The sequence below is a fragment of the Shinella curvata genome, from assembly GCF_022899935.1.
Taxonomy (GTDB): Bacteria; Pseudomonadota; Alphaproteobacteria; order Rhizobiales; family Rhizobiaceae; genus Shinella; species Shinella curvata.
In genome coordinates this window covers 354,265-373,934 of record NZ_JALJCJ010000005.1, presented here as the reverse complement: position 1 = coordinate 373,934, position 19,670 = coordinate 354,265, and the positions used below count along the sequence as shown (strand labels likewise).

Annotated in this window: 15 protein-coding genes; 5 read left to right on the top strand and 10 right to left on the bottom strand. The window is 63.1% G+C overall.

The window, feature by feature from the left end; all coding sequences use genetic code 11:
- Window positions 1-110: 110 nt before the first annotated feature.
- Complete coding sequence (locus MUU55_RS19780) at window positions 111-995, bottom strand: tetratricopeptide repeat protein (protein ID WP_425314201.1); 885 nt, start codon at window positions 993-995, stop codon at window positions 111-113.
- A 222-nt stretch (window positions 996-1,217) separates the two neighbouring features.
- The gene (rpsU, locus tag MUU55_RS19775) at window positions 1,218-1,445 is read right to left on the bottom strand and encodes a 30S ribosomal protein S21 (RefSeq protein WP_244762482.1); all 228 of its coding nucleotides are present in this window, start codon (window positions 1,443-1,445) and stop codon (window positions 1,218-1,220) included.
- A 368-nt stretch (window positions 1,446-1,813) separates the two neighbouring features.
- Here rpsU and MUU55_RS19770 point away from each other — a divergent pair, with 368 nt between their 5' ends.
- Genes MUU55_RS19770 through MUU55_RS19750 form a run of 5 tightly spaced genes read left to right on the top strand, consistent with a single transcriptional unit; the run spans window position 1,814 to window position 7,355 of the window.
- Window positions 1,814-3,067 carry a sarcosine oxidase subunit beta family protein gene (locus MUU55_RS19770; RefSeq protein ID WP_244762481.1) on the top strand — a complete coding sequence of 418 codons (1,254 nt, stop codon included), beginning with the start codon at window positions 1,814-1,816 and terminating at the stop codon, window positions 3,065-3,067.
- 29 nt (window positions 3,068-3,096) lie between these two features.
- A complete protein-coding gene (locus MUU55_RS19765) occupies window positions 3,097-3,465 on the top strand; it encodes a hypothetical protein (protein ID WP_244762480.1) in 369 nt (122 codons plus the stop codon).
- A gap of 14 nt (window positions 3,466-3,479) precedes the next feature.
- The gene (locus MUU55_RS19760; protein ID WP_244762479.1) at window positions 3,480-3,824 is read left to right on the top strand and encodes a sarcosine oxidase subunit delta; all 345 of its coding nucleotides are present in this window, start codon (window positions 3,480-3,482) and stop codon (window positions 3,822-3,824) included.
- Window positions 3,821-6,814 (top strand): sarcosine oxidase subunit alpha, encoded by a 2,994-nt coding sequence (locus MUU55_RS19755; RefSeq protein ID WP_244762478.1) that lies wholly within the window; start codon window positions 3,821-3,823, stop codon window positions 6,812-6,814. Before MUU55_RS19760 ends, MUU55_RS19755 begins: the two co-directional genes overlap by 4 nt.
- A complete protein-coding gene (locus MUU55_RS19750; protein ID WP_244762477.1) occupies window positions 6,807-7,355 on the top strand; it encodes a sarcosine oxidase subunit gamma in 549 nt (182 codons plus the stop codon). The genes MUU55_RS19755 and MUU55_RS19750 overlap by 8 nt, the downstream gene beginning before the upstream one ends.
- Window positions 7,356-7,357: 2 nt before the next feature.
- Here MUU55_RS19750 and MUU55_RS19745 read toward each other — a convergent pair whose 3' ends face one another.
- The 8 genes from MUU55_RS19745 to MUU55_RS19710 form a co-directional block, all read right to left on the bottom strand.
- A complete protein-coding gene (locus MUU55_RS19745) occupies window positions 7,358-7,882 on the bottom strand; it encodes a GNAT family N-acetyltransferase (protein WP_244762476.1) in 525 nt (174 codons plus the stop codon).
- The gene (locus MUU55_RS19740) at window positions 7,879-8,367 is read right to left on the bottom strand and encodes a MaoC family dehydratase (protein WP_244762475.1); all 489 of its coding nucleotides are present in this window, start codon (window positions 8,365-8,367) and stop codon (window positions 7,879-7,881) included. The genes MUU55_RS19745 and MUU55_RS19740 overlap by 4 nt, the downstream gene beginning before the upstream one ends.
- Window positions 8,368-8,430: 63 nt before the next feature.
- Window positions 8,431-10,401, bottom strand: coding sequence for a glycogen debranching protein GlgX (gene glgX, locus MUU55_RS19735; RefSeq protein ID WP_244762474.1), 1,971 nt, complete (start codon window positions 10,399-10,401; stop codon window positions 8,431-8,433).
- 1 nt (window position 10,402) lies between these two features.
- A complete protein-coding gene (locus tag MUU55_RS19730) occupies window positions 10,403-12,034 on the bottom strand; it encodes an alpha-D-glucose phosphate-specific phosphoglucomutase (protein WP_244762473.1) in 1,632 nt (543 codons plus the stop codon).
- A gap of 3 nt (window positions 12,035-12,037) precedes the next feature.
- Complete coding sequence (gene glgA / locus MUU55_RS19725; protein ID WP_244762472.1) at window positions 12,038-13,477, bottom strand: glycogen synthase GlgA; 1,440 nt, start codon at window positions 13,475-13,477, stop codon at window positions 12,038-12,040.
- 7 nt (window positions 13,478-13,484) lie between these two features.
- The gene (gene glgC / locus MUU55_RS19720) at window positions 13,485-14,747 is read right to left on the bottom strand and encodes a glucose-1-phosphate adenylyltransferase (RefSeq protein ID WP_244762471.1); all 1,263 of its coding nucleotides are present in this window, start codon (window positions 14,745-14,747) and stop codon (window positions 13,485-13,487) included.
- A 76-nt stretch (window positions 14,748-14,823) separates the two neighbouring features.
- Window positions 14,824-17,037, bottom strand: coding sequence for a 1,4-alpha-glucan branching protein GlgB (gene glgB, locus MUU55_RS19715; protein ID WP_244762470.1), 2,214 nt, complete (start codon window positions 17,035-17,037; stop codon window positions 14,824-14,826).
- Window positions 17,037-19,496, bottom strand: a complete 2,460-nt coding sequence (locus tag MUU55_RS19710; RefSeq protein WP_425314200.1) for a glycogen/starch/alpha-glucan phosphorylase — start codon at window positions 19,494-19,496, stop codon at window positions 17,037-17,039. Before MUU55_RS19710 ends, glgB begins: the two co-directional genes overlap by 1 nt.
- Between the last annotated feature and the right edge of the window lie 174 nt (window positions 19,497-19,670).

Sequence of the window (19,670 nt, the reverse complement as noted above, 5' to 3'; positions counted from 1 at the left end):
CGCCGCAGCATCGCTTCGGCGTCGGGTCAGGCAAAACGGAATGCTCCGAAATGAAAAAAAGCCCGCGAGACGATCGCGGGCTTTTTTATGTACGTTCATCGCGCCTGATATCAGCTCGGCTGGGCGCCGCCCTTTGCGCGCGCGAGGCCGGCCTTGGCCGGGGCATAGTTCGGGTCGAGGCGGAGCGCCTGCGCATAGGACTTCGACGCCTTGTTCATCTCGCCACGGCGCTCATAGATCAGCGCCTGGTTCGCCCAGGATTCGGAAAGCTTGCCGTCGAGATTGATGGCAGTGTTGAAATCCTGGAATGCGTTGTCGTCGTCGCCCTTCGCGGCATAGGAAATGCCGCGGCCGTTATAGGGCTCGGCCGAGTTCGGCGAGAGCGAGATCGCCCGCGAGAAGTCCTCGATCGCCTTGTCGTGCTGGCGGCGTGCCTGATAGATCAGGCCGCGATTGTGATAGGCACGCGGATCGGTCGTATCGAGTTCGATCGCCTTGTTGAAATCGCGGAAGGCTTCGTCGAGACGGCCGGCCTGACGGTAGAGATTGCCGCGGCCGATATAGGCGACGTCGTAGCTCGGGTTGATCTGCAGCGCCGTGTTGTAGTCAGCGGCTGCCTGCGCCTGGTCGCCCATGCTGCGCTCGACGAGCGCGCGGTTGGCATAAGCCTGGTAGAAACGCGGCTTGAGTTCGATGGCGCGGTTAAAGTCTTCCAGTGCCCGGCGATGCTCGCCGGCGCGGCCATAGGCCGAGCCGCGCACGTTGTAGGCTTCCGGATCCTGCGGATTGGCGGAAATCACGGCGGAGAGCGAGGAGATGTTCTCCTGCGAACCCTGGGCGCGCTCGACCTTCAGGACGTCCGTCGAAGTGGTCGACTGGCACCCTGTCAGGAGAAGTGCCAGCGATGTGGCGGCGACGGCGGCCATCAGGGGGCGGCGCAAACGGGCGGTCGCGGAGGGGAGACGATTGGTCGGGAACCCGGTCGATGCAGCCATGTCCAAGTGCTAATCCTCAAAATGGGCTTCTTCCACGCTTCATGCGTGAAGAATACGCTACAGCCTTGAAAGCAACTCAGGCAAGAGTGTAGCGGCATTGCCCGGAATTGCACGGGAAGTCTTTCACTTCGGTGAAAGCTTCCCGGTCACATGAAAAAAGGCGGCGGCGAAATGTTCGCCCCCGCCCGGTCTTGCATCCGAAAGCGTCGAAATGACGTCCGATTAACGGGCGCCCGGACGGCCGCTGACGAGGCCTTCGCGCTGGGCGCGCTTGCGGGCCAGCTTGCGAACGCGACGAACGGCTTCAGCCTTTTCACGTGCACGCTTCTCAGACGGCTTTTCGAAATAGTCGCGCATCTTCATTTCACGGAAAATGCCTTCACGCTGCATCTTCTTCTTGAGAGCGCGGAGAGCCTGATCAACGTTGTTATCGCGGACAAGTACCTGCACGAGAATCCCGTTCCTTTGGTTTTGTAAGCCTGCGAGCAGAGGTCGCCAGGCAAATAGATTGCGTTCGCTCAGCCCGCAGGCTGGCAATTGGGGCGTCCGATATCAGATGCGGGTAGGGAAGTCCAGCCCGAAGCGCCGCCTGTTAAGGATATTTGAGCTGAAGGCCCGCAGGCCGGGTGCATAGGGGTGCTGATCTGTCTTGTCTGTGCTTTGAAGGCAAACATCAAACACGCGACACCGGTCATGTCGCATGTGGTACAAGGTGCGCCTGAATGCGTCGCAAAGGATACGGCGAAAGACGTCAGGATTTGCTTTCTATCGGGGCAGGAAACAGCCGGCTGCGGCCGGCGAGCGTTTGAGGATACGGGATGCGCAAATATTCGGTTTTCGCCGTGGCCCGAGAGGCGATGCGTGGCCACAAGGGATGGGAGGCACAATGGACCTCGCCCGAGCCGCGCAAGGAATACGACGTGATCATCGTCGGCGGCGGCGGTCACGGTCTGGGTGCGGCCTACTATCTCGCCAAGGAGCACGGCATCACCAATATCGCCGTGATCGAGAAGGGCTGGCTCGGCGGCGGCAATACCGGCCGCAACACGACGATCATCCGCTCGAACTATCTCTATGATGAGAGCATGGACATCTACGAGCATTCCCTGAAGCTCTGGGAAGGCTTGAGCCAGGATCTCAACTACAACGTCATGTACTCGCCGCGTGGCGTGATGATGTTGTCGCACAATGTGCACGACAAACAGTCCTTCCAGCGCCACGTCCATGCCAACCGCCTCTACGGCATCGACAACGAATGGCTGACGCCGCAGCAGGCGAAGGAGTTCGTGCCGGTTCTCGATATCTCGGCCTCCGCCCGTTACCCGATCAACGGTGCCGCCCTGCAGCGCCGCGGCGGCACGGCCCGCCACGACGCCGTTGCCTGGGGGTATGCCCGTGCGGCCTCCGATCGCGGCGTGCATGTCATCCAGAACTGCGAAGTGAAGGGCATCCGTCGCGGCCCCGATGGTGCGGTCACCGGTGTGGAGACGTCGAAGGGTTTCATCGGCGCCAAGAAGGTCGCCGTCTCGGCCTCCGGCCATAACTCGGTCATCCTCTCGATGGCTGACGTCAAGCTGCCGCTGCACTCCGTTCCGCTCCAGGCGCTCGTGTCCGAGCCGATGAAGCCGATCTTTCCCTGCGTGGTCATGTCCAATTCGGTACATGCCTATATCTCGCAGTCGGACAAGGGCGAGCTCGTCATCGGCGCGGGTACGGACCAGTACAACTCGTATTCCCAGACCGGCGGCCTGCAGATCATCACGCACACGCTCGACGCCATCTGCGAGCTCTTCCCGATGTTCCGCCGCGTCAAGATGATGCGCCAGTGGGGCGGCATCACCGACAACACGCCGGACCGTTCGGCGATCCAGGGCGTGACGCCGGTCAAGAACCTCTTCGTCAATTGCGGCTGGGGCACCGGCGGCTTCAAGGCGACGCCGGGTTCGGCCCATCTGTTCGCGCATCTGATCGCCAAGGGCGAGCCGCATCGGCTGGCCGCCGGCCTGACGCTCGACCGCTTCCGCACCGGCCGCCTCATCGACGAGGCAGCTGCGGCGGCCGTGGCACACTGATGAATGGCGCGCTCGTCGCCGGATTTCTGATGGCGGCCGGCGTCATGCCGGTCGGAAACGTCTTCCCCGAGGCCGGGGACTTCCGTTTCCAGAAAATCCGCAAGGCGGCGAGCGAGACGAACTGGCCCTTCATCGCAGAGAGCGGCTTGTTGGGGTGTACGAAGATACTTGGCGCACGGTCGGTCTATTTCGTTCCCGACGAAACCGACATGAACCGCGCCTTTCTTCTCGACGTCGACATCTTTGCGATGAGCATGGTCAATTTTGGAGTGACAGACATTCTGGCCCCCTATGACGATACCGAGCAACTCATTCACCGGATTGCTCCTTTCTTCACGATGGGCCAGCGACTTTGCGATCAGGACCCCGGCACGCTCGTGACGGAACCAGAGCTTTAAACAGGTAGGAAAAAATGCTGCTGATCTACTGCCCCTACTGCGAGGAAGAGCGCTCCGAGCTCGAATTCCGCCACGGCGGCGACGCGCACGTCGCCCGGCCGACCAATATGGCCGACATCTCTGACGAAGAGTTCCAGGAGTTCTTCTTCCTGCGCGACAATCCGAAGGGCCTGATCTTCGAACGCTGGCGCCACATCCATGGCTGCGGCCGCTTCTTCAATGCGGCGCGCGATACGGTGAGCGACAAGTTCTACAGGAGCTACAAGGCCGGTGAACCGAAGCCGGATATTCCCGGCGTGACCACCGCCACCGAGAAAACCGTCGAAACCTATGAAGCCACGGAAGGAACCGCGAAATGAGCGGCGCCAATCGCATTGCCGGTCAGGGCCGCCTGACGCCCGCCAAGACGGCACGTTTCACCTTCGACGGAAAGACCATCGATGCGCTTGAGGGCGATACCGTCGCCTCCGCGCTGCTCGCCAACGGCGTGCATCTCGTCGGCCGTTCGTTCAAGTATCACCGCCCGCGCGGCATTCTTTCGGCTGGTCCGGAAGAGCCGAACGCGCTGATCGACGTCTCCCGCGACGCTGCCCGCCGCCAGCCGAACGTGCGTGCGCCGGTGCAGGAAGTCTTCGACGGCATGAAGGTGGAATCGCAGAACCGTTGGCCGTCGCTCGCCTTCGACATCGGCGGTATCAACAACCTGATGTCGCCGTTCTTCGCCGCCGGCTTCTACTACAAGACCTTCATGTGGCCGAAGGCCGCCTGGGAAAAGGTCTACGAGCCCTTCATCCGCAAGGCCGCCGGTCTCGGTGTTTCGCCGACGGAAGAGGATCCTGACCATTACGCCAGCCGCTACGCCTATTGCGACGTACTGGTTGCCGGTGCCGGTGTAGCCGGTCTTTCCGCAGCCCTTGCCGCCGCTGAAGCTGGCGCTCGCGTCATTCTCGTCGACGAGCAGCCGGAAGTCGGCGGTGCACTGCACTACGACCTGTCGGTGAAGATCGATGGCCAGAACGGCTATGACTGGGCGCAGGCGACCGCCGCAAAGCTGAAGGCGATGGAGAACGTCACCGTTCTTACCCGCACGACTGCGTTCGGCTACTACAACCACAATTTCGTCGGCCTGGTCGAACGCGTCACCGATCACCTCACCAGGCCCGACAAGAAGCTGCCGCGCGAGCGTTTGTGGCAGGTCCGTGCCAAACGCGTCGTGTTGGCGACGGGTTCGATCGAGCGCCACATGGTGTTCGCCAACAACGACCGTCCGGGCATCATGCTCGCCTCGGCCGCGCGCACCTATCTCAACCATTTCGGCGTCGCCGTCGGCCGCAAGGTCGGCGTCTATACGGCGAGCGATTCTGCCTATGAAGCGGCCTTCGACCTGAAGCGGGCCGGGGTCACCATCGCCGCCATCGTCGATAACCGCGAAAAGCCCGGCGATGCCGTGCTGACGGAAGCCCGCAAGCTCGGCATCGAGGTTCTGACCGGTCACTCGGTCATCGACACCAAGGGCAAGCTTCGCGTCTCCTCGATCTCGGTCGCCCGCAATGGTGGCGGTTCGGCACGCTCGATCCCGGTCGATGCGCTGTTGATGTCCGCCGGCTGGACGCCCTCCGTCCACCTGTTCTCGCAGTCGCGCGGCAAGGTGGCCTATGACGCCGCCTCCGGCCGCTTTCTGCCGGGCACCTATGCGCAGGATTGCCTTTCGGTCGGTTCGTGCAACGGCACGGACGGCCTGCAGGCCACCATCGAGGAATCGCTGGCGGCCGGCGAGCTGATGGCGCGCGCCACCGGCAATGAAGGCGGCAGCAAGGTCGAGCTTCGCGGCGAAAACGCCTTCGAATGGACCGGTGGCATGGCGGGTGCGGCCGAGGGCGCTGGCGTCGATACGACGGTCAAGGCCTTTGTCGACTTCCAGAACGACGTCTGTGCCAAGGACATCCGCCTCGCCGTGCGCGAAGGCATGCACTCGATCGAACACATCAAGCGCTTCACCACCAATGGCATGGCGACGGACCAGGGCAAGCTGTCCAACATCCACGGCCTCGCCATCGCATCCGAAGTGCTGAACCGCGAGATCCCGAAGATCGGCCTCACCACCTTCCGTGCGCCCTATACGCCGGTCACTTTCGGTGCGCTGATCAGCCATTCACGCGGCGAACTGTTCGACCCGGCCCGCAAGACGCCGATGCACGCCTGGGAAGAAGCGCATGGCGCCGTCTTCGAAGACGTCGGCAACTGGAAGCGCGCCTGGTACTATCCGCGTTCGGGCGAGACGATGCACGATGCGGTCAACCGCGAGTGCCGCACGGTGCGTAACGCTGCCGGCCTGTTCGATGCCTCGACGCTCGGCAAGATCGAAGTCGTCGGCCCCGATGCCGCCGAGTTCCTGAACCTGATGTACACCAATGCCTGGGACACGCTGAAGCCTGGCCGCTGCCGCTACGGCATCATGCTGCGCGAAGACGGCTTCGTCTATGATGACGGCGTCGTCGGTCGCCTGGCGGAAGATCGTTTCCATGTGACCACCACGACGGGCGGTGCGCCGCGCGTCATGAACCATATGGAAGACTATCTCCAGACGGAATTCCCGCATCTCAAGGTCTGGCTGACCTCGACCACCGAACAGTGGGCGGTGATCGCGGTGCAGGGCCCGAAGGCGCGCGAAATCCTCGCGCCGCTGGTCGAAGGCATCGACATCTCGAACGAAGCCTTCCCGCATATGAGTGTTCGCGAAGGCAAGATCTGCGGCGTGCCGACCAGGCTCTTCCGCATGTCCTTCACCGGTGAAGCGGGTTACGAAGTCAATGTGCCCGCCGATTACGGCCAGGCCGTGTGGGAAGCCATCTGGGCCCGTGCCGAACCGCTCGGTGCCTGCGCCTATGGCACTGAGACCATGCACGTGCTGCGCGCTGAAAAGGGCTACATCATCGTCGGCCAGGATACGGACGGCACGGTGACCCCGCATGATGCGAGCCTGAGCTGGGCCGTCTCCAAGAAGAAGACGGATTTCGTCGGCATCCGCGGCCTGAAGCGTCCCGATCTCGTCAAGGAAGGCCGCAAACAGCTTGTCGGCCTGCTGACGAAGGACCCGAATGTGGTTCTGGAGGAGGGCGCGCAGATCGTCGCCGATCCGAACGAGCCCAAGCCGATGAAGATGCTCGGCCATGTGACCTCGTCCTACTGGTCGGAAAACTGCGGCCGGTCGATTGCCATGGCGCTCGTCGCCGGTGGTCAGGCGCGTCTCGGCCAGACGCTCTACGTGCCGATGCCCGACCGCACGATTGCGGTCGAGGTCAGTGAAATGGTCTTTGTGGACAAGGAAGGAGGACGCCTCAATGGCTGATCAAGCTCTTCGCAAGGCGCCGCTCGCCGGCCGTCATGGTGGTTCCTCCGGTGCGCGCGTTACGCCCGCCGGCCCCGCAACCCGCCTGGCGCTGCGCGCCGGTTCGGATGCCATCGGCACGTTGTCGCTGGCCTTCGGTCTCGAACTGCCGCAGCGCCCGAAAACCTCGGCCTCCGTCACCGGCCGTCACGCGCTCTGGCTTGGCCCGGACGAATGGCTGCTGATCGACGAGAATGGCGCGGACCTGTTGGGCATCGCCTCGGGCGTCTCTGCGCTGCATTCGGCGACCGACGTTTCCCACCGCAACACGACGATCCTCGTCTCCGGTCCTGACGCTGCGGCCGCCATCGCCGCGGCCTGCCCGCTTGATCTCGGCACCTCGGTCTTCCCGGTGGGTGCCGCGGCCCGCACCGTTCTTGGCAAGATCGAGATCGTGCTGCTGCGCACGGGGAAAGAGGATTACCGCGTCGAATGCTGGCGCTCGTTCTCGCCCTATGCCTTCGGCATGCTGGTCGAAGGCGCGGAAGACGCCGGTCTCTGATCTCAGAGAAAGCGGTAGAAAAACAGGGCTGTCTCCCGCGTGCCGGGGGACAGCCCTTCGTATAGGTGCCGGTCGAAGCCGCCGAGGGTAAAACCCTGGCGCAGATAGAAGCGGCAGGCTGCGACATTATTCGTCTGTGTTTCCAGCCGGATGCCGAGCAGGGCTTTTTCGCCTGCCCACTGGATGGCTTGCTGCATCAGCCGTTGCGCTGCACCCGTGCCGCGCCATTCGGCATCCACGGCGATATCGTCGATGAGGGCGAAGCGGTTCCAACCCACAGACAGCGCCAGATAGCCGACGGGTGTCTCATCGCCGAGAATGACGAACAACGCCTCGTCTTCGGCGGACAAGGTCTCCTCCAACTCCGCCGGATCGAAGCCGTAGCTCTTGGGATAGGGTTCGACCGGCCGCGCATGCGCCAGCCAGTCGCCCTTGTAGGGCGGCATGGCCTCGCGCGTCACGAGGAAGGAAAAGTCGCAGGCCTGAAGGACCGGCAGGTCCTCGGCCGCGGCAGGACGGACCTTCACACGTCCTCCGGTCGATCCTTGGGATCGAACTGGATGATGGTAATCCAGTCGGCCGTCAGTGCCGGCTTGGTCTCGTCCTCGATTTCGACGGATACGTCATAGCGGATCGTCACCATGCCGGCGCCCCTGAAGCGGGCTTCGGCGAGCACGAAACGGCCGCGCACACGCGCCCCGCTCTTCACCGGCGCCATGAAGCGCACTTTCTCGAAGCCGTAATTGATGCCCATCGTCTGCTCGATGATGCGCGGCACGCAATCGTAGTTCATCGCCGACAGCAGGGAGAGCGTCAGGAAACCATGGGCGATCGTGCCACCGAACGGGGTTTCGGCAGCGGCGCGCACCGGGTCGGTATGGATGAACTGATGGTCTTCCGTCGCCACGGCGAAGCGGTCGATCATGGTCTGGTCGACGGTAAACCAGCGCGACAGGCCGAGTTCCGTGGCGACGAGGGCGGAAATATCTTTCAGATGTATGTCTGCGGGCATAGGGCTTTCCTGCCGTTCGATTCGCGGCCTTTCTACGAAGACGTTTTGTCCGGGCAATGAATTTCAGTATTTTTCGACAAAAATCTCGACGCTGCGGGGAAAAAGCAGGCCGACGGGCGGTTGGTTGACGGAAATGAGGCTTACCCAGCCATGCCCTTCGGAGGGCGGCAGAGCCAGCGCCTGCTCACCGTGCGTGCGGTTGATGGCGATTGCGAGGCGGACGCTCTGTTGCTGTTGAAGATCCGCCGTCCTGAAAAGGGCCAGCAGCGTGCCGTTGAAGGGGGCTTCCCAGTCGGCGACGCTCATCGGGTGGCCGGAAAGTGTGAGCCATTCCACATCGCCGTCCCGCAGAAATGCGGTTTCGGAAAGGGCGGGAAACCGCTTGCGGATCGTCGACAGCATGGCCGCGTGTTCGATCAAGCCATCATCCAGCCGGTCCCAGTGCATCCAGGTGATCGCATTGTCCTGGCAATAGGCATTGTTGTTGCCGCCCTGGCTGCGGCCGCCCTCGTCGCCGGCCGTCAGCATGATGGTGCCGCGCGAGAGGAAGAGGCTGGAGATGAGGGCCTTCACATCGGCGCGGCGGGCAGAGAGCACGGCGCCATCGGTCGTGGCGCCCTCCGCACCGTTGTTCCAGGAGTGGTTCTCGTTGTGGCCGTCCCGATTGTCCTCGCCGTTTGCGCCGTTGTGCTTCACGGTGTGGGAGACGAGATCCATCAGGGTGAAACCGTCATGGGCAGCGAGGAAGTTGACGCTGCGCGTCTCCTCCCCGCCGTGACGCGAGAAGATATCCGATGAGCCGGCGAAGGCGGTGACGAAGGCGCCGAGGCGGTGGCTGTCGCCGCGCCAGAAGGTTCTGGTGTCGTCGCGGTAGCGGTCGTTCCATTCCAGGAAGGGCGTGGGGAAATTGCCGAGCTGGTAACCGCCGGGGCCGATGTCCCAGGGTTCGGCGATCAGCACGCGGTCTTTCAGCAGGGGATCGGCGCAAATTTCCGACAGCAGGGCCGAGCCGGCGGAAAAGCCGTCCGCCTCGCGACCGAGAATGGTGGCGAGGTCGAAGCGGAAGCCGTCGACGCCGGCATGGCGCACGAAATGGCGCAGGCTGTCGAGCACGAGCTGGCGCACGACCGGGTGTTCGCCGGCAATGGTGTTGCCGCAGCCGGTATCGTTGATCAGCTCGCCGGGCCGGTCCGGCACGTGGCGGTAATAGGTGAGGTTGTCGAGGCCGCGCATGGAGAGCGTGGCACCATGGCGGTCGCTTTCGCCGGAATGGTTGAAGACGAGATCAAGGATCACGCCGATGTTCTCGGCACGCAAGGCTGCGACCGTGTCAGCCAGTTCCTTCATGCCGCCGGGCACGAGGCGCGGGTCGAGCGCCATCAGGGCGATCGGATTATAGCCCCAGCTGTTGGAAAGGCCGAGCGGCGGCAGGTGGCGCTCGTCGATCCAGGCGGTGATGGGCATCAGTTCGACGGCATCGACGCCGAGGCGTTTCAGATGGGCGAGCACGGCGGGATGGGCCAGCGCGGCGACAGTGCCACGCATCGCCTCGGGCACCTCGGGATGAAGCATGGTGAAGCTGCGTACGGCGACCTCGTAGACGAAGCCACCGGGGCGGAAGATCGGCGGCTCTATCGCGACGGGCCGGTCCCTGACGACGACCGCCTTCGGCACGATATCCGCCGTGTCGATGCTAAAGACGGCAAGGCGGCCATCGTGCCGGAAGGCGCGGTCCAGTTGCTTGGCATAGGGATCGACCAGCAGCTTCGCGGGGTCGAACCACAGGCCATGGTCCGGCGAATAGATGCCGTCGGCGCGAAAACCGTAGCGCGTGCCCTCCGTGGCGCCTTCGACGAAGACCCGGTGGAAGCCGCTTTCGTCTCGCCCCATGGCGAGACGGGCGAGTTCCTTGGCGCCGTCATTGTCGAATAGGCAGAGTTCGACGCGGGCGGCATCGCGGGAATAGACCGCGAATTCCACCCCGTCCCCGGAGAGCGTGGCGCCCGGTGCGAAGGAGGGGGCGGTGATGGTCATGTCAGGTGATCACCGTTGGTTCATTGCGGCCGGTTCGTGTCTTGATGCCGGCGATCTCGTCGGCAACGGCGATGAGATCGGCCAGCGCCTCCTGCGTGTCGATGGCGTGGCGCGCGGCATCGGGCTCGAAGCGTTCGATATAGACGCGCAGCGTCGCGCCGGACGTGCCGGTGCCGGAGAGGCGGAAGACGACGCGGGAGCCGCCGACGAAGAGGATGCGGATGCCCTGGTTCTTGCTGACGGATTGATCGACCGGGTCGTTATAGGCGAAATCGTCCGCGGTCTCGACGATGAGCGCGCCGAAGGACTTGCCGGGCAGCGTGGCGAGCTGATCGCGCAGGTTGGCCATCAGGCCGTTCGCCGCTTCGGTGTCGACTTCCTCGTAATCGTGGCGGGAATAGTAGTTGCGGCCATAGGTCGCCCAGTGCTGCTCGACGATGGCAAGCGTGCTTTCCTTGCGCACCGCGAGGATGTTCAGCCAGAGCAGCACGGCCCAGAGACCGTCCTTCTCGCGCACATGGTTGGAACCGGTGCCCGCACTTTCCTCGCCGCAGATCGTCGCGAGGCCGGCGTCGAGCAGGTTTCCGAAGAACTTCCAGCCGGTCGGCGTCTCGTAGATGCCGATGCCAAGTTTCTTGGCGACGCGGTCGGCCGCACCCGAGGTCGGCATGGAGCGGGCGATGCCGGCAAGGCCCTTGGCGTAGCCGGGCGCCAGATGGGCGTTGGCGGCAAGCATCGCCAGGCTATCGGAGGGGGTGACGAAGATGCCCTTGCCGATGATCAGGTTGCGGTCGCCGTCGCCGTCGGAGGCAGCACCGAAATCCGGCGCATCATCGGCCATCATCGTCTCGTAGAGCGCGCGGGCATGCACGAGGTTAGGATCAGGATGGTGGCCGCCGAAGTCCGGCAACGGCATGAAGTTGAGGACCGAGCCCTTGGCGGCGCCGAGGCGGTTTTCCAGGATCTCCTTGGCATAGGGGCCGGTGACGGCGCTCATCGCGTCGAAGACGATGCGGAAGCCGCCGGCCAGATGCTGGCGGATCGCGTCGAAATCGAACAGGCTTTCCATCAGTTCGGTATAGTCGGCGACGGGATCGATGACCGTGACCGTCATGCCCTCGATCTCATGGCTGCCTTCCAGGTCGAGATTGAGATCGCTGGCATCGGATATCTTGTAGCTGTCGATGGTGTTTGTGCGCGCAAAGATCGCGTCGGTGATCTTTTCCGGTGCCGGGCCGCCATTGCCGATATTGTACTTGATACCGAAGTCTTCCGTCGGGCCGCCCGGATTGTGGCTGGCCGAGAGAACGATGCCGCCGAAGGCCTTGTATTGGCGGATGACGTTCGATGCGGCGGGCGTCGAAAGAATGCCGCCGCGGCCGACCAGCACGTGGCCGAAGCCGTTGGCGGCCGCCATCTTGATGGCGAGCTGGATGACTTCGCGATTGTAGAAACGGCCGTCGCCACCGATGACCAGCGTCTGGCCCGCAAAGCCTTCCAGGCTGTCGAAAATCGACTGGATGAAGTTCTCCGCGTAATTCTTCTGCTGGAAGACGGGGACCTTCTTGCGCAGGCCCGACGTGCCGGGCTTCTGGTCGCTATAGGGCGTGGTCGAGACGGTCTTGATGGTCATTGCTTACACTCGCGAAAGAAGGCTGGAATAGAGGTCGGCGTAGCGCGCGGCGCTGTTTTCCCAGGAAACGTCTGACTTCATGCCCTGGTTCTGGATGCGACCCCAGATTTTCGGTTCGTTATAGGCTTTGAACACCCGGCGTAGTGCCTGGCGTAGCCCGTCGGCATTGATGGGCGTGAACTGGAAGCCCGTGGCGACGCGGGCGGAAAGGGCCGCCTCGTTGGCGTCGATGACGGTGTCGGCAAGGCCGCCGGTGCGTGCGACGACGGGAATGCAGCCGTAACGCAGGCCATAGAGCTGGGTCAGGCCGCAGGGCTCGAAGCGTGACGGGATGAGGATGGCGTCGCTGCCGGCCTGCATGAGGTGGGACAGCGGCTCGTTATAGCCGATGACGATGCCGATGCGGCCGCGATGGCGCGAGGCGGCGGCCAGCAGAGCGCCTTCCAGCGCCTGGTCTCCGGAGCCGAGTACGGCAAGCTTGCCGCCCTGTTCGACGATCCAGTCGGCGATTTCCGCAATCAGATCGATACCCTTCTGCCAGGTCAGCCGGCTGATGACGCAGAAGATCGGGCCGGTGTCGTCCTCCAGGCTGAAGCGCTCGGCGACGGCCTGCCGGTTGACGGAACGCTGCTTCAGCGAGCCGGCGGCATAGGGGCGGGCAATGTTGGCGTCGGTCTCCGGGTTCCAGACGGCGGTGTCGATGCCGTTGACGATGCCGACGAGATCGGTTCCGCGGGCATTGATCAGGCCCTCGAGGCCCATGCCGTATTCCGCCGTCATGATTTCGTGCGCGTAGGTCGGGCTGACCGTGGTGATCGACCAGGCGGTGCGCAGCCCGCCCTTGAGGTAGCCGACATCGCCGTAATATTCGAGCCCGTCCATGGTGAAGGCCTCGGGCGGCAGCGCAAGCCCCTCGAAGACATCGGCGCCGAACTGGCCCTGGAAAGCGAGGTTGTGCACCGTGAGGACCGTGGGAATGTGCTGCAATCCGGTATAGCGCATGTAGACGGCGGTCATCGCCGCCTGCCAATCATGCGCATGCACAATATCCGGCCGCCAGTCGGGCAGCAGGCCGCGGGCGATTTCGGCGCCCGCGAAGGAGAGCGCGGCAAAGCGCCGCCAGTTGTCGGTGAAATCCTTGCCTGTGGCATCCACATACGGACCGCCCGGCCGGTCGTAATAGGCCGGCGCGTCGAGCACGAGGATATCGAGGCCCTCATGCGTGGCAGCGAGAATGCGTGCGGGTTCGCCGAGCAGGTCGTCGAAACCGGCGACCACCTCGACCTTGCCGAGCCGCTGCATGACCGCGGGATAGCCGGGCATGAGCGTGCGCATATGCATGCCATGCCCGGCAAGCGCGATCGGCAGCGCGCCGGCGACGTCGGCGAGGCCTCCCGTCTTGATGAGCGGGAATACTTCGGATGCCACCGAAAGGATGTTCATGACCCGGCTAGAGCTCCAGCTTGTCGATCATCGGTTGGGTGATGAGGCAGATGCCGTTTTCCGAGCGGCGGAAGCGGCGGGCATCGAGCTCCGGATCCTCGCCGACGACAAGGCCTTCGGGGATGATCACGCGGCTGTCGATGACGACGTTCTTGAGATTGGCATGGCGGCCGATCATGACATTCGGCAGCACGACGGCCCCTTCCAGGCGGGAATAGGAATTCGCCCTGACCCCGGTGAACAGCATGCTGCGGTTCAGCGAGGCGCCGGAGATGATGCAATCGCCCGAGACAAGCGAGGAGATTGCCGACCCGCGGCGGTTCTCGTCGTCATGCACGAATTTGGCTGGCGGCTTGATCTCCGCAAAGGTCCAGATCGGCCAGGAACTGTCGTAGATATCGAGTTCCGGGGTGATGTGGGTCAGGTCGATATTGGCCTGCCAGTAGGCGTCGATCGTGCCGACATCGCGCCAGTAGGCTTCGCGCTCGAAATTCGAGCGCACGCAGGATGCGTTGAAGCGGTGGGCGACGGCTTTGCCGTTCTGCACGATGTAGGGAATGATGTCCTTGCCGAAGTCGCGGCTCGACGTCGGGTCGGCCGCGTCACGGCGCAAAAGGTCCATCAGGAATTTGGTGTGGAAGACGTAGATGCCCATGGAGGCAAGCGCCATGTCGGGATTGCCGGGGATACCAGGCGGATCGGCCGGCTTTTCCACGAAGGCGATGATCTGGTCCTTGTCATCGACATGCATGACGCCGAAGCCGGTCGCTTCCATGCGCGGCACTTCCAGGCAGCCGATCGTCACCTGCGCACCGGAATCCACGTGCTGCTGGAGCATCAGCTCGTAGTCCATCTTGTAGATATGGTCGCCGGCCAGGATGACCATGTATTCGACGCCGTAATCCTCGATGATATCGATGTTCTGGTAGACGGCGTCGGCGGTGCCTTCGTACCACTGCGTCTCCGAGACGCGCTGGGAGGCGGGGAGGATGTCGAAGCTCTCGTTGCGTTCGGGGCGGAAGAAATTCCAGCCGCGCTGCATGTGGCGGATCAGCGAGTGCGCCTTGTACTGGGTGGCGACGCCGATGCGGCGGATACCGGAGTTGAGTGCATTGGAGAGTGCGAAGTCGATGATGCGCGCCTTGCCGCCGAAATGCACGGCCGGCTTTGCGCGCCGGTCGGTCAGTTCCTTGAGGCGGCTGCCGCGTCCGCCAGCGAGAACATAGGCCATCGCGTCACGGGCGAGGGGTTGAATGCGCTTTTGCTCCATAGGGTCTCCTCCCGATTGTCTTTTGTCTCACACGGTTCCAGCGACATCGTTGCGTGTTTTCGCTGGAACCGCTCCGTCACGCATCCAGCTCAAGCATCAATGTCGCCAGGGGCGGCAGCGTGATGTTGGCTGTAATTCTTCCATCGGCGTGTTTTTTTGCCTGAACGGCACCGCCATTCCCCTTGCCGCTGCCGCCGTAGATCTCGGCGTCGGTATTCAATATTTCACGCCACCGGCCCTCGACCGGCAACGGCACCCCGTAGTTCTCGCGGTAAACAGGGGTAAAATTGGTGACGACGGCGATCGGCTTTTCGCCGGGCGCCTTGCGCAGCCAGGCGAAGACCGAGTTCTCGCGGTCGTCGGCAATCAGCCATTCGAAGCCGTCGCCCTCGCAGTCACGCGCATGCAGCGCAGCCTTGCGGCGATAGGTGCCGTTCAGGTCGCGCACCAGCCGGCGCATGCCTTCGTGCAGCGGGTACTCGAGCAGGTTCCAGTCGAGCGACTTGGCCTCGCTCCATTCCTGCCACTGGGCGAACTCCTGCCCCATGAACAGCAGTTTCTTCCCCGGATAGCCCCACATGAAACCGTAATAGGCGCGCAGGTTGGCGAACTTCTGCCAGTCGTCGCCGGCCATTTTGGCAATCAGCGAGCCCTTGCCGTGCACGACCTCGTCATGGCTGAGCGGCAGCACGAAGTTTTCCGTGAAGGCGTAAAGCAGGCCGAAGGTCATGTCGTTGTGGTGGAACTTGCGGTGCACCGGCTCGCGCGACAGATATTGCAGCGTGTCGTGCATGAAGCCCATGTTCCACTTGAAACCGAAGCCGAGGCCGCCATCGTGCACGGGCGCCGAGACCTTCGGCCAGGAGGTGGATTCCTCGGCGATCGTCAGGATGCCGGGATGGGCGGCATAAACCCGGCTGTTCATCGATTGCAGGAAGCGCACCGCCTCGAGGTTCTCGTTGCCGCCATATTCGTTCGGCACCCATTCGCCGTGTTTGCGCGAATAGTCGAGGTAGAGCATCGAGGCGACCGCATCGACGCGCAGGCCGTCGAGATGGAATTTCTCCGACCAGTAGAGCGCGTTGTTGATGAGGTAGGACAGAACCTCGGCACGGCCGAAATTGTAGATCGCGGTGTTCCAGTCGGGGTGAAACCCCTGGCGCGGATCCTCGTGCTCGTAGAGCGCGGTGCCGTCGAATTTTCCGAGGCCATGGGCGTCGGTCGGGAAATGCGCCGGTACCCAGTCGAGGATGACGCCTATGCCGACCTTGTGGCAACCGTTGACGAAGCGGGCGAAGCCGTCGGGCTCGCCGAAGCGGGCGGTCGGCGCATAAAGGCCGGTCGTCTGGTAGCCCCAGGACGGATCGAAAGGGAATTCGGAGATCGGCAGGAACTCGATATGGGAAAAGCCCATGTCGACGCAGTAGGGGATCAACCGGTCGGCGAGCTCGTCCCAGGTGAGGAAGTCGCCGCTGTCGTTACGTTGCCAGGAGCCGGCATGGACCTCGTAGATGGAGATCGGCTGGCGGCGGGCATCGGTGGTCGCCCAATGCTGCAGATGCGCCTCGTCTTCCCATTTCTGGTTAATCGGACCCGTCGTCATCGAGGCATTGTTGGGGCGCAGCTCCGAGCGGCGCGCGAACGGGTCGGCCTTCAGCGGCAGGACTTCGCCGTCGATGCCGACGATCTCGTATTTGTAGGCGTGGCCCGCGGTGATGCCGGGGAGAAAAATCTCCCAGATGCCGGTATCGCGGCGAAGGCGCATTGCATTGCGCCGTCCGTCCCATTCGTTGAAGTTGCCGACGACGGAGACGCGCTTGGCATTCGGCGCCCAGACGGCGAAGTGGAACCCCTCGATGCCGTCGAGCGCCATCGGGTGGGCGCCCAGCTTGTCGAACAGGCGCAGGTGCGAGCCCTCGCGGATGTAATAGTCGTCCATCGGCCCAAGCACCGGGCCGAAGCTGTAGGGATCGATCACCACCCACTCGCCGTCCGCATTGCGGGCGCGGTAGCGGATCGGCTGCAGTTTCTTGACTGAAATCTCGCCGGCGAAGATGCCGGCCTCGTGCAGTTGCTTGAGATCGCCGATGGCCTTGCCGGCGAGTGTCTCGGCCGTCACTTCGGCTGCACCCGGCAGAAAGCAGCGGGCGATGTACTTGTCGCCGGTCGCGTGAAGACCCAGCACTGCGAACGGGTCCCAGTGCCGGCTTTCCAAGATCGCGTCGATGTCCGCCTTCGCCAGAAGATCTGACGGTTGTTCCGTCGTGCCTTTGTTTGGCGGTGCGGTCATCAGGCCCTCCAGATTTCCTTGGCGTATTGGCGAATGGTGCGGTCGGAGGAGAACCAGCCCATGCGGGCAGTGTTCCGGATGGTTTTCGAATACCAGGCGGTTTTGTCCGTCCAAATGCCATCGACCTGGCGCTGGGCCTTGGCATAGGCGTCGAAATCGGCCGCCACCATGAACCAGTCGTGATTATAGATGCCATCGACCAGGCCGGCGAAACGGTTGCGGTCATCGGGCGAGAAGACGCCGGACGAGATCGCGGCGAGCGCCTGCGACAATTCCTTCGACTGCTCGATGATGGCGCGGGGATTGTGTCCCTCGGAGCGCACCTTAGACACTTCCTCCGCCGTCATGCCGAAGATCACGATGTTCTCTTCGCCGACATGATCGCGCATCTCGACATTGGCCCCGTCGAGCGTGCCGATGGTCAGCGCGCCGTTCAACGCGAACTTCATGTTACCCGTGCCGGAGGCTTCCATGCCGGCGGTCGAGATCTGCTCGGAAAGGTCGGCGGCGGGAACCATGATCTCGGCAAGCGACACGTTGTAGTTCGGCACGAAGACCACCTTGAGCAGGCCGCGCACGGAAGGATCATTGTTGATCACGCGCGCCACGTCGTTGGCGAGTTTGATGATCAGCTTGGCATTGTGGTAGCTCGGCGCCGCCTTGCCCGCGAAGAGTTTGACACGGGGGACCCAGTCCAGTTCGGGGTGCGAGCGGATTTGGTCATAGAGCGCCACGGCCTCGATGATGTTGAGGAGCTGGCGCTTGTATTCATGGATGCGCTTGATCTGGATGTCGAACATCGCCGAAGGGTCGATGCGCACGCCCATGCGGCTGCCGACAAGATTGGCAAGACGGTTCTTGTTCTCCCGCTTGATCGCGGCAAAACGCGTCTGGAAATCCTTGTCGTCGGCAAAGGCGTCGAGCGCGCTCAGCGCCTCGGCGTCGTCCATGAAGCCTTCGCCGATGGCTTCGCGGATGAGGTTGAACAGACCCGGATTGCACTGCATCAGCCAGCGGCGCGGCGTGATGCCATTCGTCTTGTTGTTGATACGGTCCGGGTAGAGCCTGTGCAGGTCGGCGAAGACCGTTTCCTTCATCAGCTCTGTATGCAGCGCCGACACGCCGTTGATCGAATGGGAGCCGACGAAGGCGAGATTGCCCATGCGCACGCGCCGTTCGCCCGATTCCTCGATCAGCGAGATGTTGCGGATGCGCTCGTCCTCGATGCCTTTTTCCTTGCGGGCCTCGATAAGGATCTTTGCGTTGATCGCGTAGACGATCTGCATGTGGCGGGGCAGCAGCCGCTCGAACAGCGGCACGGACCAGCTTTCCAGCGCCTCGGGAAGAAGCGTGTGATTGGTGTAGGAGAAGGTGCGGCGACCGATATCCCAGGCGACGTCGAAATCCAGTCCGTGTACGTCCGTCAGGAGACGCACGAGTTCGGCGACGGAGACGGCGGGGTGCGTGTCGTTGAGCTGGATCGCGACGGCATCCGGCAGGGACGTGAAATCAGGATACTGCTGGAGATGACGGCGCAGGATGTCCTGCAGCGAGGCGGAGCAGAAGAAGAATTCCTGGCGCAGGCGCAGTTCCTGGCCAGCGGGCGTTGCATCGGCCGGGTAGAGAACGCGTGTCAGACTTTCCGCCCTGTTGCTTTCCTTCAGCGCGCCGATGTGGTCGCCGGCATTGAACGCTTCGAGCAGGATCGGATCGATCGGGTTTGCCGCCCACAGGCGCAACGTGTTGACGCGCTTGGCGCGCCAGCCGACGGCGGGCGTGTCATAGGCCGTCGCGATGACGCGCTCGGCCGGCTTCCAGACGAAGCGCTGCTTGTCCTCACCGATATTGATCGTCTCGACGCCGCCGCCGAAGCCGATTTCGTAGGAGCTTTCGCGGCGCTCGAATTCCCAAGGATTGCCGTGGGCGAGCCAGGTCTCCGGCAGCTCCACCTGCCAGCCATCGGCCATCTGCTGGCGGAAAAGACCGTGGACGTAGCGGATGCCGTAGCCGTAGGCCGGGACATCGACCGTCGCCATGCTCTCCATGAAACAGGCGGCAAGGCGTCCTAGGCCGCCGTTGCCGAGGGCCGCGTCCGGTTCCAGTTCGGCGATGACGTCGATATCGACGCCGTGCATGGCGAGCGCCTGGCGCATCTCGTCCATGATGCCGGTATTGGTCATCGCATCGCGCATAAGGCGGCCGATGAGAAACTCGAGCGATAGGTAATAGACGCGCTTTGCGCCCGTCGCGTAGGTGCGCCGGGTGCTGTCCATCCACTTGTCGGTGATGCGATCGCGTGCGACCAGGATTGCCGCGGTCAGCCAGTCATGCGGCTTGGCGACTTTCGGGTCCTTGCCGATGCGGTATTTAAGGCGTTCTAGAAGCTCCGTCGCGAGCTGTTCGACATCCGAGGATCGTAGGGCGGGTGCGAGATCGTTGTTGGTAACCCGGTTCATCATCGGTGAACTTTGCCCCCTCGCATTCAATGCGTTCGTTCGTGCGAAATCGCGTTTAAATCAATTTATGCATCTATCCGAAGCGCTTGCAATATGCCTTTTCAAGAAACGCCCCATGCATTTTCGACATGTCTGAAACACGGCGAAAATGCTAAAAAACCCGCTGCGTTCGACGCA

Coding starts and splice junctions, on each gene's coding strand:
- MUU55_RS19780 (WP_425314201.1), bottom strand. CDS start 995: ATGGCTGCATCGACCGGGTTCCCGACCAATCGTCTCCCCTCCGCGACC.
- MUU55_RS19770 (WP_244762481.1), top strand. CDS start 1,814: ATGCGCAAATATTCGGTTTTCGCCGTGGCCCGAGAGGCGATGCGTGGC.
- MUU55_RS19765 (WP_244762480.1), top strand. CDS start 3,097: ATGGCGGCCGGCGTCATGCCGGTCGGAAACGTCTTCCCCGAGGCCGGG.
- MUU55_RS19760 (WP_244762479.1), top strand. CDS start 3,480: ATGCTGCTGATCTACTGCCCCTACTGCGAGGAAGAGCGCTCCGAGCTC.
- MUU55_RS19755 (WP_244762478.1), top strand. CDS start 3,821: ATGAGCGGCGCCAATCGCATTGCCGGTCAGGGCCGCCTGACGCCCGCC.
- MUU55_RS19750 (WP_244762477.1), top strand. CDS start 6,807: ATGGCTGATCAAGCTCTTCGCAAGGCGCCGCTCGCCGGCCGTCATGGT.
- MUU55_RS19740 (WP_244762475.1), bottom strand. CDS start 8,367: ATGCCCGCAGACATACATCTGAAAGATATTTCCGCCCTCGTCGCCACG.
- glgX (WP_244762474.1), bottom strand. CDS start 10,401: ATGACCATCACCGCCCCCTCCTTCGCACCGGGCGCCACGCTCTCCGGG.
- MUU55_RS19730 (WP_244762473.1), bottom strand. CDS start 12,034: ATGACCATCAAGACCGTCTCGACCACGCCCTATAGCGACCAGAAGCCC.
- glgA (WP_244762472.1), bottom strand. CDS start 13,477: ATGAACATCCTTTCGGTGGCATCCGAAGTATTCCCGCTCATCAAGACG.
- glgC (WP_244762471.1), bottom strand. CDS start 14,747: ATGGAGCAAAAGCGCATTCAACCCCTCGCCCGTGACGCGATGGCCTAT.
- glgB (WP_244762470.1), bottom strand. CDS start 17,037: ATGACCGCACCGCCAAACAAAGGCACGACGGAACAACCGTCAGATCTT.
- MUU55_RS19710 (WP_425314200.1), bottom strand. CDS start 19,496: ATGATGAACCGGGTTACCAACAACGATCTCGCACCCGCCCTACGATCC.